Source organism: Kitasatospora sp. NPDC001547, from assembly GCF_042894165.1.
Taxonomy (GTDB): domain Bacteria; phylum Actinomycetota; class Actinomycetes; order Streptomycetales; family Streptomycetaceae; genus Kitasatospora.
In genome coordinates this window covers 1-11,948 of record NZ_JBIAVL010000049.1, presented here as the reverse complement: position 1 = coordinate 11,948, position 11,948 = coordinate 1, and the positions used below count along the sequence as shown (strand labels likewise).

Annotated in this window: 11 protein-coding genes; 4 read left to right on the top strand and 7 right to left on the bottom strand. The window is 74.4% G+C overall.

The genetic code is table 11. From position 1 onward, the window contains the following. Nucleotides 1-146: 146 nt before the first annotated feature. The 4 genes from ACFY0X_RS36715 to ACFY0X_RS36700 form a co-directional block, all read right to left on the bottom strand. Complete coding sequence (locus tag ACFY0X_RS36715) at nucleotides 147-554, bottom strand: hypothetical protein (protein ID WP_387760865.1); 408 nt, start codon at nucleotides 552-554, stop codon at nucleotides 147-149. A gap of 146 nt (nucleotides 555-700) precedes the next feature. Further along, a complete protein-coding gene (locus ACFY0X_RS36710; RefSeq protein WP_387760864.1) occupies nucleotides 701-1,441 on the bottom strand; it encodes a hypothetical protein in 741 nt (246 codons plus the stop codon). A 141-nt stretch (nucleotides 1,442-1,582) separates the two neighbouring features. Further along, nucleotides 1,583-2,170, bottom strand: a complete 588-nt coding sequence (locus tag ACFY0X_RS36705; RefSeq protein ID WP_387760863.1) for a PadR family transcriptional regulator — start codon at nucleotides 2,168-2,170, stop codon at nucleotides 1,583-1,585. A 49-nt stretch (nucleotides 2,171-2,219) separates the two neighbouring features. Next, entirely contained in the window at nucleotides 2,220-4,262 is a 2,043-nt protein-coding gene (locus ACFY0X_RS36700; protein WP_387760862.1) for an FAD-dependent oxidoreductase, read from the bottom strand. Nucleotides 4,263-4,476: 214 nt separating this feature from the next. On the opposite strand from ACFY0X_RS36700, the gene ACFY0X_RS36695 reads away from it, so the two are divergent. Further along, the gene (locus tag ACFY0X_RS36695; RefSeq protein ID WP_387760861.1) at nucleotides 4,477-5,805 is read left to right on the top strand and encodes an FAD-dependent monooxygenase; all 1,329 of its coding nucleotides are present in this window, start codon (nucleotides 4,477-4,479) and stop codon (nucleotides 5,803-5,805) included. Between the two features lie 75 nt (nucleotides 5,806-5,880). Here the strand turns inward: ACFY0X_RS36695 and ACFY0X_RS36690 are convergent, their stop codons facing one another. Continuing rightward, entirely contained in the window at nucleotides 5,881-6,456 is a 576-nt protein-coding gene (locus ACFY0X_RS36690; protein WP_387760860.1) for a TerD family protein, read from the bottom strand. A 176-nt stretch (nucleotides 6,457-6,632) separates the two neighbouring features. Here ACFY0X_RS36690 and ACFY0X_RS36685 point away from each other — a divergent pair, with 176 nt between their 5' ends. Further along, nucleotides 6,633-6,926, top strand: coding sequence for a hypothetical protein (locus ACFY0X_RS36685; protein ID WP_387760859.1), 294 nt, complete (start codon nucleotides 6,633-6,635; stop codon nucleotides 6,924-6,926). A 59-nt stretch (nucleotides 6,927-6,985) separates the two neighbouring features. On the opposite strand, the gene ACFY0X_RS36680 is transcribed toward ACFY0X_RS36685, so the two are convergent. After that, nucleotides 6,986-8,581 carry a glycerol-3-phosphate dehydrogenase/oxidase gene (locus ACFY0X_RS36680; RefSeq protein ID WP_387760858.1) on the bottom strand — a complete coding sequence of 532 codons (1,596 nt, stop codon included), beginning with the start codon at nucleotides 8,579-8,581 and terminating at the stop codon, nucleotides 6,986-6,988. After that, nucleotides 8,578-9,195, bottom strand: a complete 618-nt coding sequence (locus tag ACFY0X_RS36675) for a TetR/AcrR family transcriptional regulator (RefSeq protein ID WP_387760857.1) — start codon at nucleotides 9,193-9,195, stop codon at nucleotides 8,578-8,580. Before ACFY0X_RS36675 ends, ACFY0X_RS36680 begins: the two co-directional genes overlap by 4 nt. Nucleotides 9,196-9,269: 74 nt before the next feature. Between ACFY0X_RS36675 and ACFY0X_RS36670 the strand changes: the two genes are divergently transcribed. Both ACFY0X_RS36670 and ACFY0X_RS36665 read left to right on the top strand, forming a co-directional pair. Then, a complete protein-coding gene (locus tag ACFY0X_RS36670) occupies nucleotides 9,270-10,838 on the top strand; it encodes an FAD-binding oxidoreductase (RefSeq protein ID WP_387760856.1) in 1,569 nt (522 codons plus the stop codon). Then, entirely contained in the window at nucleotides 10,835-11,743 is a 909-nt protein-coding gene (locus ACFY0X_RS36665) for a diacylglycerol kinase (protein WP_387760855.1), read from the top strand. The genes ACFY0X_RS36670 and ACFY0X_RS36665 overlap by 4 nt, the downstream gene beginning before the upstream one ends. Nucleotides 11,744-11,948 lie beyond the last annotated feature (205 nt).

Below are 11,948 nucleotides of genomic sequence, written 5' to 3'. Positions count from 1 at the left end.
CCGGCCCCCCCCCCCCCCCCCCCCCGCCCCCCCCCACCCCCCCGCCCCCCCCCCCCCCCCCGCCCCCCCCCCCGGGGCCCCCCCCCCCCCCCCGGGGGGGGCCCCCGCCCCCGGAGACGGACTCGACGAGAGCTCACGATCCCCGACTACTTTCGCTCGAAAGGCCCTTGGCGGGTGTCCACACCGGTCAGGATCAGCGCCTCGCCCGTTTTGTTCTTGACGTACTGGAAGTACCGCTCGCAGGTCGGATTCCCGTCTGCAGCGGCCAGCTTGGCAACCGCGCCAGTGCCGGAATCCTCCTGGCTCCCGTACTCCCACGTGCCGGTGAACCTCACGGCGGTCGGTGAGGACTCACCATGGCACATGGAGGGCAACAGGAAGACCTCACCGAGCTTTCCGCCTTCCAGGAACTGGATCGACGAGACACCCGCCTTCCACGTCCCGATGACGGCAGGGGCGGGTTCCTTCCCCGCGGTACAAGAAGTCACCAGCGGCAGGACACCCAACAGCACCCCAGGCACGAGCAACTTCGAGTACTTCGACGACCCGCTCAACTTGCCCCCCGTTCCAGGACTCCCCAGCACCAGGGAGGTTGATGAACCGCACCGTACCCCGACCGACCAGTCAGCGCTGCGCGGGGTTGCCGACCTGGTAGACGGTTGGAGCATGCCGCCGCCCCGGGCCGGGGCGGCGGGGGGGGTCAGACGGGTTGGCCTGCCGGGGTGGCGGGGGTGGGGGCGGTGGTGCTGCCGGCGTGGGTGCCGAGGGTGCGTTCGACCTTGGCGACGGCGGTGCGGTACTGCATGGAGGCGGCCTGTTCGGAGGTGCCCTGGCGTTCGAAGTAGCCGAAGGCCATGGCGACCGTGCCGAAGCGCTCGATGCCGACGTAGGCGTTGAGCTGGACGCCGGCCAGGCTGCCGTCGAGGTGGACGGCGGGGGCGTCCTTGCGGTCGCCGAGGGTGACCGGGGTGACGGTGAAGGTCACGCTGTCCTCGGTGCCGGCGTTGAAGGTGATGTCGTGGCAGGTCCGCAGGGCGTCGGCGACGGTGTTGAAGTCGGCGGTGAGCCGGTCGGGTGCCTCGGCCGCGAGGGTCTGGGTGACCATCGGGTTGCCGTCCGGGCCGTCGAGTTCGACGGCGGCGTACGGGAGGTCCTTGCCGGTCTGGGTGGCGCGCATGTTGATCAGTGCGCTCAGCGCGGCGCAGCCGGTCACCGGGGCCGGGCTCTCGCCGGGGCCGGGGCTCTGCGTCACCGGGAGCTCGGTGTAGTCGGGGCCGAGGTCGGCGGCGGTCAGCAGGGCCGACTTCAGCTGGTCGGCGGTGGGCAGTTCCTGGGTGTCCTGGGCGGGTGCGGCCGTCACCGGCAGGGCCGCCGGGCCCAGGGCGACCGCCACGGCGGCGGCCGCGGCGGCGAGGGCGTGGATGGGCCTGGGACGAGACATGCGGGCCCCCGGTCGAGGGTTCGGGCAGGGACAGGCAACCAGTGTCCCACCGGGGTCCGGACGGGGCGCGCGGGCGGGGATATCCGCAGGTCAGGGCCAGGTCAGGCCGGTCGGAACCGGTCAGGACCGGCTCAGGACCGGTCAGGACGGGTTCGCCGGGCCGCTGGGCGTCGGGGCGTCGGGGGACGTCGGGGCGTCGAGGGGCTCCAGGGTGTCGAGGGTCTCGGTGAGCCACTGCACCCAGAAGGTCTCCAGGCCGATGCCGGCCCGCAGCACCGCGTGCTGGAGCCGGTTCCCGGTGTCCGCCCGCTCGGCCGGGAAGTCGCGCCGTTCGATCTGCCGGTAGTCGGCCAACTGCTCGCGGTGCACGGCGAGATGGCGTTCCAGCTCGGCCGCCAGCCCGTCCGTGCCGACCACCGCGGCCGCCCGCAGCCGCAGCAGCAGCGGCTCCCGGACGGCGCGCGGGTCGGCGCCCTCGGCGGTCCATCGGGCCAGTTCGGCGCGGCCGTCCGGCAGGACCTCGTACTCCTTCTTCTGCCCGCGCACCGGCCCGTCCGGCTGGAGGGCCCGGATCTGTCCGGAGGCCTCCAGCCGGCCGAGTTCGCGGTAGATCTGCTGGTGGGTGGCGGGCCAGAAGAAGCCGATCGACTTGTCGAACCGCCTGGTCAGCTCCAGCCCCGAGGACGGCTTCTCCAGCAGGGCGGTGAGGATGGCGTGCGGCAGCGACATGCCGTCGATCGTACGGGGCCCCCGGGCGGGTCGAGGCGAGACGGCCAGGTCAGAGCGAGGCGGCCAGTTCGGTGCCCTGCTTGATGGCGCGCTTGGCGTCCAGTTCGGCGGCCACGTCGGCGCCGCCGATCAGGTGCACGGACAGGCCGCGCCCGCGCAGCGCCTCGTACAGGTCGCGGCGCGGTTCCTGGCCGGTGCAGAGCACGACGGTGTCCACGGGCAGCAGTTGGCGCTCGCCGTCCACGGTGAGGTGCAGGCCGGCGTCGTCGATCAGGTCGTAGGTGACGCCGGGGACCATCACCACGCCGCGGTGCTTGAGCTCGGTGCGGTGGATCCAGCCGGTGGTCTTGCCGAGGCCGGCGCCGACCTTGCCGGTCTTGCGCTGGAGCAGGTGGACGCTGCGCGGGGGCTTCGGCCGCTCCGGGGCGCGCAGGCCGCCGCGCTCGCGGTACTCCGGGTCGATGCCCCACTTGGCCTGGAACACGGGCGGGTTGAGGCTCGCGGCGTCGCCCTGGTCGGTGAGGAACTCGGCCACGTCGAAGCCGATGCCGCCGGCGCCGAGAATGGCGACCCGCTCGCCGACCGGCGCGCCGTCGCGCAGCACGTCGAGGTAGCCGAGCACGCTGGGGTGGTCGATTCCCGGGATGTCAACGGGGGTTCGCGGGGTGACGCCGGTGGCGAGGACGATCTCGTCGTGGCCCTGCTCGGCCAGCTGCTCGGCGGTGACGGTCTCGCCGAGCCGCTGGGTGACGGCCAACTCCGCGAGCCGGGTGCGGAAGTAGCGCAGCGTTTCGTCGAACTCCTCCTTGCCGGGAATGCGCCGGGCGATGTTCAGCTGCCCGCCGATCGTCTCGGCGGCGTCGTAGAGGGTGACGTCGTGGCCGCGTTCGGCGGCGGAGACGGCGAAGGCGAGGCCGGCCGGGCCCGCCCCGACGACGCCGATCCGCTTGCGCGACCGGGTGGGGCCGAGGACGAGTTCGGTCTCGTGGCAGGCGCGCGGGTTGACCAGGCAGGAGGTGATCTGGAGGTTGAAGGTGTGGTCGAGGCAGGCCTGGTTGCAGCCGATGCAGGTGTTGATGGCCTCGGCGCGGCCGTCCCGGGCCTTGGCGACGAAGTCGGCGTCGGCGAGCAGCGGGCGGGCCATCGAGACCAGGTCGGCGCTGCCGTCGGCGAGCAGGCTCTCGGCGATCTCGGGGGTGTTGATGCGGTTGGTGGTGACCAGCGGGATGCCGACCGTGCCCATCACCTTCTTCGTCACCCAGGCGAAGGCTCCGCGCGGCACCGAGGTGGCGATGGTGGGGATGCGGGCCTCGTGCCAGCCGATGCCGCTGTTGATGATGGTCGCCCCGGCGGCCTCGACGGCCTGGGCGAGCTGGACGACCTCGTCCAGGGTGGAGCCGCCGGGCACCAGGTCGAGCATGGAGAGGCGGTAGACGATGATGAAGTCCTCGCCGACCCGCTCGCGGACCCGGCGGACGATCTCCACCGGGAAGCGCATCCGCCGCTCGTACGTGCCGCCCCACTCGTCCTCGCGCCGGTTGGTCGCGGCGACGATGAACTCGTTGACGAGGTAGCCCTCGGAGCCCATGATCTCGACGCCGTCGTACCCGGCGCGGCGGGCGAGTTCGGCGCAGCGGGCGAAGTCCTCGACGGTCTGCTCGACCTGCTCGGCGGTGAGCTCGTTGGGCGTGAAGGGGCTGATCGGGGCCTGGATCGCGCTGGGGGCGACCAGGTCGCGGTGGTAGGCGTAGCGGCCGAAGTGCAGGATCTGCAGGGCGATCCGGCCGCCGGCGGCGTGCACCGCGTCGGTGACCACGCGGTGCTTGTCGGCCTCCTCCTCGGTGGTCAGCATCGCGCCGCCCTCCCAGGGGCGCCCGGCCTCGTTGGGGGCGATGCCGCCGGTGACGATCAGGCCGACGCCGCCGCGGGCCCGCTCGGCGTAGAAGGCGGCCATCCGCTCGTAGCCGCCGGGGGCCTCCTCCAGGCCGACGTGCATGGAGCCCATGATCACGCGGTTGGGCAGGGTGGTGAAGCCGAGGTCGAGCGGGCTGAGCAGGTGCGGGTAGCGGCTGCTGCCGGGGTGGGCGCTCATCGACGTCTCCTGGGGCGCGGGCGGGGTGGTTGTTACCGCAGGGTAGGGGACCGGTGGCGCCTTATGCAACTAGTTGCATAAGGCGGGACCGGGTCGCCGGGAGTACCCGCCGGATGGCTCGAACCCGGCGCCGGGGCGCGGCCGGCGGCGTATCGTCGTGTCCCGGACCGCGCGGGGGCAACGCGCAGGACGTGGGCTCGGGAGAGGAGCGACCGTGCGGGGTGGCTCGGTGGCCGTGGTCGGGGGCAGCATCGCCGGGAGCGCCTTCGCCGGCGCCGCCGCCCGGCTCGGCGCGGAACGGGTGGTGGTGCTGGAACGCAGCCCCGGCCACCTGGAGGACCGCGGCGTGGGGCTGTGCACCCACAACGACCGCTTCGACGAACTGGTCCGGGCCGGGCACCTGGACGCGGGCACCCGGCGCCACCGCCTCACCGTCCGCCGCTGGGTCACCCGGGGCGCGGCCGGCGAGGGCGACGGGCCGGACGGCTGCGGGCGGCTGCTCTGGGCCCAGCCGTTCCCGTTCCACTCCCACCACTGGGGCGTGCTCTGGCAGGCGCTGCGCGAACGGATGCCGGAGCGGGTCGAGTTCCGGCTGGGCACCACGGTGACGGCCGTCGGCAACGGGCCGGACGGCGGCAACGGGCCGGACGGCGGCAACGGGCTCGATGGCGGTGGCGGACCGAACGGCGCCGGCCGACCGATCGGCGGCGACGGGTCGCACGGCGCCTGGGTCGACGCGGGGAGCGGCCGCGAGGAGTACGACCTGGTGATCGGCGCCGACGGCTACCGCTCGGTGGTGCGCGCCGCCGTCTGCCCGCAGGCCGAGCCCGAGTACGCCGGGTACGTGTGCTGGCGCGGCAGCTACGACGCCGCCCTGCTGGCCGAACTGCCCGGCGGCGCCGCGCCCTGGCCGGAGGAGCACTGCATCACCGCCTGCTACCCCGGCGGCCAGACGGTGATCTACCGCATCCCCGGGGTCGAGCCCGGCCGCACCCAGGTGAACTGGGTCTTCTACGCCCCCACCCCCGACTGGCTGCGGCTGGACGGCCCGACCAGCATCCCGGCGGGCAGCCTCACCGACGCCCGGCTGGACGAGCTGCGGCAGCTCGCCGAGCGGCACCTGCCGCCGTACTGGGCCGGGCTGGTCATGCTCACCCCGCGCGAACGGACCTTCCTGCAGCCGATCTACGACCTGGCGGCCCGGCGCCGCACGGCCGGCCGGCTGCTGATCGGCGGGGACGCGGCCACCGTGGTGCGCCCGCACAACACCAGCGGCGCGGTGAAGGCGATGCAGGACGCCCACGCCTTCGAGCTGGCGGGACGGGACGCCGGCTCCTGGCCCGACCTGCTGGCCGCCTACGACCGCGAACGCACCGCGACCGGCCGGGAGTTGGTGGACCTGGGCCGCACCCTCGGGCGGGCCCAGGTCACCGCGGCGCCGGACTGGTCGGGGATGGACGAGCCGGCCATGACCGCCTGGTGGCGGCAACAGCTCACCGGCAGCGGGGGTTTCGGCGGCCACGCGCTCGGCCGGACCGGCTGAGCGGACGGCGCGACCGCCGAAATCCCGTCGATTCACCCGGCGGCAGCGGGTGTTGTCCCAACCGGCCGGACGGGGTCAGACGTTGACGCCGTAGTCGGTCGCGATGCCGCGCAGACCCGAGGCGTACCCCTGGCCGATGGCGCGGAACTTCCACTCGTTGCCGTTGCGGTACAGCTCGCCGAAGACCATCGCGGTCTCGGTCGAGGCGTCCTCGGTGAGGTCGTAGCGCGCGATCTCGACGCCGTTGGCCTGGTTGACGATCCGGATGAACGCGTTGCGCACCTGGCCGAAGCTCTGCAGCCGGGCGTCGGCGTCGTAGATCGACACCGGGAAGACCACCTTGGCCACGTCGACCGGGACGCGGTCCAGGTCGACCTTGATCTGCTCGTCGTCCCCGTCCCCGCCGCCGGTCAGGTTGTCGCCGCTGTGCTCGACCGAACCGTCGGGGCTGCGGAGGTTGTTGAAGAAGACGAAGTGCTGGTCCGAGACCACCTTGCCCAGCGCGTTGCACAGCAGCGCACTGGCGTCCAGGTCGTAGTCGGCCCCGGTGGTGGTACGCACGTCCCAGCCGAGACCGACGATCACGGCGCTCAGACCGGGCGCCTCCTTGCTCAGCGAGACGTTGCCGCCCTTGGCCAGCGAAACTCCCACAATGCCCTCCTCGGATCTCTCCCTGTGGACGAATCTACAACACTGTAGAGATCACGAGAATCCGTCTGCGGCCGGCCGCGCACCCCTGCGCCGCGCACGCCGAGCACCGTGAGGACCGGGGACCCTAGACTGGCAGTGGATTTCCCCTCGTCGCAGGCCTGTCGCCGGAGGTCCCGATGCGCCAGCGGTACAGCTTCCACCTCGATCAGGGCGGGCACTCGGTGACCGTCAACGTGCGGTCCGGCTGGATCACCGAGACCGAGCTGCTGGTCGACGGCAAGGAGTGCGCCTTCCACCGGGTCCACGGCCACGGCGTCTACCCGCTGACCCTCGCCGCCCAGGTCGCCGAGGAACCGCCGAAGCCGCTCGCGGTGCGGCTGGACCGCACGGGCCGGGCCGAGCACCCGCTCTCCTGCGTGCTGGAGCTGTCCGGCGCCGAGCACCCGATGCCGGAGCGCACGGCGCGCTGAAACCATCCGTTCGGGTGGGTTTGTTCACGCAGATCGGAAAGCCCCTTCCCGCGGAGCGCTCAGCCCTCCCGACCGCCCCCGAGGCACTCCGCCACGATCTCCTCGACCGCCTTCCGGGCCCGCTCGGCGTCCTCCGCGACCAGCCCGATCCTGGTGCGGCGGTCGAGCACGTCGGCGGCGTCCAGCGCGCCCTCGTGGCGGACGGCGTGGGCGACCTCGGCACGGGTCACGTCCAGGCCCTCCGCGATCGGCGTCAACTCCCCGGCCGCCAGCACCTCGTGGGCCGCACCGCCGTGGCGGGCGAGCAGCGAGGCGGGCACCGGGCCGGCGGGCCCCGTCCCGGTCGGCAGCGGGCGGCTGTCGCGGTGGCCGGGGGCGCCGACCAGCGGCAGCCGGGCGGTCCAGCAGGCGCGGGCGGGCAGGCCGCGCAGCCGGACGGCGGTGTCCACCGCGTCCTGGGCCATCCGGCGGTAGGTCGTGAGCTTGCCGCCGACCACGGTGATCACCCCGTCGGGGTTCTCCAGCACCGCGTGCTCGCGCGAGATGTCGGCGGTGCTGCCGTCCCCGGTGTCGATCAGCGGGCGCAGCCCGGCGTAGGCGCCGCGAACGTCCGCCCTGGTCAGGGCGGTGGCGAGGGCGGCGTTGACGGTGTCGAGGAGGAAGGCGAGCTCGGCCTCGGTGGGCTGCGGCTCGTCCGGGATCGGGCCCGGGGCGTCCTCGTCGGTCAGGCCGATCGCCACCCGGCCGAGCTGCTGCGGCAGGGCGAAGACGAACCGGCTGGTGGAGCCGGGCACCGGCACGGTGAGGGCGGCGGTGGGGTGGCCGAGGGCCGCCGCGTCCACCAGCAGGTGGGTGCCCCGGCTGGGACGGAGCCTGATCGAGGTGTCCACCTCGCCCGCCCAGACGCCGGTGGCGTTGACCACCGCGCCGGCCCGGAGGGCCAGTTCCCGCCCGGTCAGGGTGTCCACCAGCCGGGCCGAGGTGCCGGTGACCTGCTCGGCGCGCACCCTGGTCAGCACGCTCGCGCCGTACTGCGCGGCGGTCCGGGCCAACGCGACCACCAGCCGCGCGTCGTCCACGAGTTGGCCGTCGTGGGCGACCAGCGCGCCGCGCAGCCCGGCGGTCCGGACGCCCGGCACCAGTCGGCGGGTCCGGTCGGCGTCGATCCGGCGCACCCGGGGCAGCAGGGCGCCCGGGGTGCCGGCCGTCAGGCGCAGCGCGTCGCCGGCGTGGAAGCCGGTGCGGATCAGCGCGGCCTGGCCCGGGCGCAGCAGACCCGGGATCAGCGGCACCAGTTGGGGCAGCGCCCGGATCAGGTGCGGGGCGGTGCGGGTCATCAGCACGTTGCGCTCGACGGCGCTCTCCCGGGCGACCTTGAGCTGCCCGGAGGCGAGGTAGCGCAGCCCGCCGTGCACCAGCTTGGAGCTCCAGCGACTGGTGCCGAAGGCGAGGTCGCGGGCCTCGACCAGCACCGTGCGCAGGCCGCGCGAGGCCGCGTCCAGGGCCACTCCGGCGCCGGTGACGCCGCCGCCGATGACCAGGAGGTCGATCCGGGCGTCGTCGCCGAGCGCGTGGAGTTCCAGCTCCCGGCGGACGGCGTCGAGCCGGCCGGTTCCTGCGTACGGTCCGGCGTGCGGGCCTGGGGTGGGGGTCACGGCGCGAGGTATCCGTTCAGTGCTCTGGCCAGTTCGCGCCGCCAGGCCGCCTCGGGCAGCAGGGAGGCGACCATGCGGTGCGACTGGACGGTGGACTGGGCGATCAGCAGGACCATGGCGGCCAGTTCGAGCGGCTCGCCGGCCCGGATCGAGCCGTGCGCCTGGCCCTGCTGGATGCCGGTGCGCAGCGCCTCCAGCAGGCCGCGCTGGCTGGCGCCGAGCCGCTCGACGACGTACTCGAGCAGCAGGTCGGAGTCGTCGGAGCGCAGCAGCGCGCCGATCACCGGGTGGTCGCGCAGCCGGACGGCGATGTCCACGGTCCGCTCGACGAAGGCCTCCCGGTCGCGGCCGGCCTGCGCGGTGGCCGCCAGGGTGGCGAGGATCTCCCGGGTGAGCAGCGCGCCGATCACCGCCCGGACGTCGGGCCAGCGGCGGTAGACGGTCGGACGGCTGACCCCGGCGCGGCGGGCGATCTCGGCGAGCTGGGTGCGGCGCACGCCGAGGTGGACGATCAGGTCGGCGGCGGCGTCCAGGATCGTGTCGTCGGTGCTGCGCGGCTCGGTGCCGCTGGGCTGATCGGCCGCACTCGACGGCTCGGCGTTACTACTTGACATGATGTGTGAAACTGTAACGCATGGCACCTGAGACGCAAGCGGAACCGGCGGGCGCCGCACTTCCGCTCCCCCCGATGAAGTGGGACGCCTGGGGCGACCCGGCCCTGGCCAGGGAGCTGTCCGCCGACATCAAGGGACTGCTCGCCGCCGCCCTCGGCGTCACCGGCGACGCCGCCCCCGGGCCGGGCGCCGACGAGGTCGTGCTGCACCCGTCCCGGATCTCCGCCGAGGACCTCAAGGCGCTCGCCGCCGCCGTCGGCGAGGCGCACGTCAGCGCCGCCGACGCCGACCGGCTGCCGCGCGCCGGCGGCAAGTCCACCCCCGACCTGCTGCGCCGCCGCAGCCGCGAACCCCAGGACGCGCCCGACGCCGTCGTTCTGCCCGGCAGCGAGCAGGAGATCGCCGCCGTCCTCGCGGTGTGCGCCGAACGCCGCATCGCCGTCGTCCCGTTCGGCGGCGGCACCAGCGTGGTCGGCGGCCTCGACCCCGAGCGCGGCGCCTTCCACGCCGTCGTCTCCCTCGACCTGCGCCGCTTCGACCGGCTGCTCGACCTGGACGAGACCTCCGGCGAGGCCGTCCTCGGCGCCGGCCTCACCGGCCCCGCCGCCGAACAGCTGCTCGCCGAGCGCGGCTGGGAACTCGGCCACTACCCGCAGAGCTTCCGCTACGCCACCATCGGCGGCTTCGCGGCCACCCGCTCCTCCGGCCAGGACTCCGCCGGGTACGGGCGCTTCGACGAGATGGTGCGCGGGCTGCGCGTCGTCACCCCCAGCGGGGTGCTCGACCTCGGCCGCGCCCCCGCCTCCGCCGCCGGCCCCGACCTGCGCCAGCTCTTCCTCGGCTCCGAGGGCACCCTCGGCGTGATCACCGCCGTCCGGCTGCGGGTCCACCCGCTGCCCGCCGTCAAGGCGTACGAGGCGTGGAGCTTCCCCGACTTCGCCACCGGCACCGCCGCGCTGCGCGCCGTCGAGCAGCAGGGCACCGGCCCGACCGTGATCCGGCTCTCCGACGAGGCCGAGACCATGATCAACCTGGCCCTGACCGAGCAGATCGGCGGCGCTCCGGCGGTCACCGGCTGCCTGGCCGTCACCGTCTTCGAGGGCAGCGCCGCCCAGGTCGCCGCCCGGCAGCAGCTCACCCGCGACGCCCTGCTCGCCGCCGGCGGCACCTCGCTCGGCGAAGCCCCGGCCCGGGCCTGGGAGCACGGCCGGTTCAACGCCCCCTACCTGCGCGACTCGCTGCTCAGCGCGGGCGCCCTGTGCGAGACCCTGGAGACCGCGACCAGCTGGAGCCGGCTGCCCACCCTGCGGGTCGCCGTCACCGAGGCGCTCACCACGGCCCTGCCCGGCTCCCTCGTGCTCTGCCACGTCTCCCACGTCTACCCGACCGGCGCCTCGCTCTACTTCACCGTCGTCGCCGCCCTCGGCGAGGACCCGCTCACCCGCTGGGGCGCCGCCAAGCGCGCCGCCGGGGACGCCATCCTCGGCGCCGGCGGCACCATCAGCCACCACCACGCCGTCGGCGCCGACCACCGGCCGTGGATGACCGACGAGGTCGGCGAGCTCGGCGTGCGCATCCTGCGCGCCGTCAAGGCCGAACTCGACCCGGCGGGCATCCTCAACCCCGGCAAGCTGATCCCGTGACCGGCGTGAGAACCGTCCGCAGGGTCGCCGTTCTCACCAACCCGGCGGCGGGCATCGGCCACGCCGAGCCCGCCGCCCACCGGGCCACCGCCCGGCTGCGGGCCCTCGGCGTCCAGGTCGAACCGCACGCCGGCCGCTCCCCCGAGGACGCCGTCCGCCTCGCCCGCGAGGCGGCGGCCGACGGCGTGGACGCGGTGGCGGTGGTCGGCGGCGACGGCATGATCAACCTCGCCCTCCAGGCCCTCGCCGGCACTCCCGTCCCGCTCGGCGTGGTCCCGGCCGGCACCGGCAACGACCACGCCCGCGAGTACGGGCTGCCGCTCGGCGCCCCCGAGGACGCCGCCGACGTCATCGCCGCCGGGCGCACCCGGGGCGTCGACCTCGGCCGGATCACCGGCCCCGACGGCGCCGTGCGCTGGTACGGCTCCGTCCTCGCCACCGGCTTCGACTCCCTGGTCAGCGACCGCGCCAACCGGCTGCGCTGGCCGCGCGGCCGGATGCGCTACAACCTCGCCATCCTCGCCGAGTTCGCCAACCTGCGCCCGCTGCCCTTCCGGATCACCCTCGCCGACGGCACCGTCATCGAACGCGACCTCACCCTGGCCGCCGTCGGCAACACCCGCAGCTACGGCGGCGGCATGCTGATGTGCCCCGCCGCCCTCCCCGACGACGGGCTGCTCGACCTCACCCTGGTCGACGCCATGCCCCGGCTGCGCATCGCCCGCTTCTTCCCCACCCTCTTCAAGGGCACCCACGTGGGACACCCGGAGGTCACCACGCTGCGCACCGAGTCCCTGCGGATCGAGTCCCCCGGCATCACCGCCTACGCCGACGGGGAGTTCATCACCTCCCTCCCGGTGGAGGTCGCGGTGGCGAAGGACGCCCTGCGGATACTGGTGCCGTGAGCCGGCGCCCGGCGGCGCCCGGGCAAGGCGGACGGCAAACGGCGGACGGCAAACGGCGGAGGTCCGCGCGCTCCGGGGAGTGCGCGGACCTCGGGACGTCGAAACCGCCCGGCCTAGACGAGTAGTTCCGAAGTGGGCTGGGTTTGCCGGTTCTGCTCCGGGCATGCAGGAAGGGTGTCCAGCATCGGGTTGTGACGACCGAAGA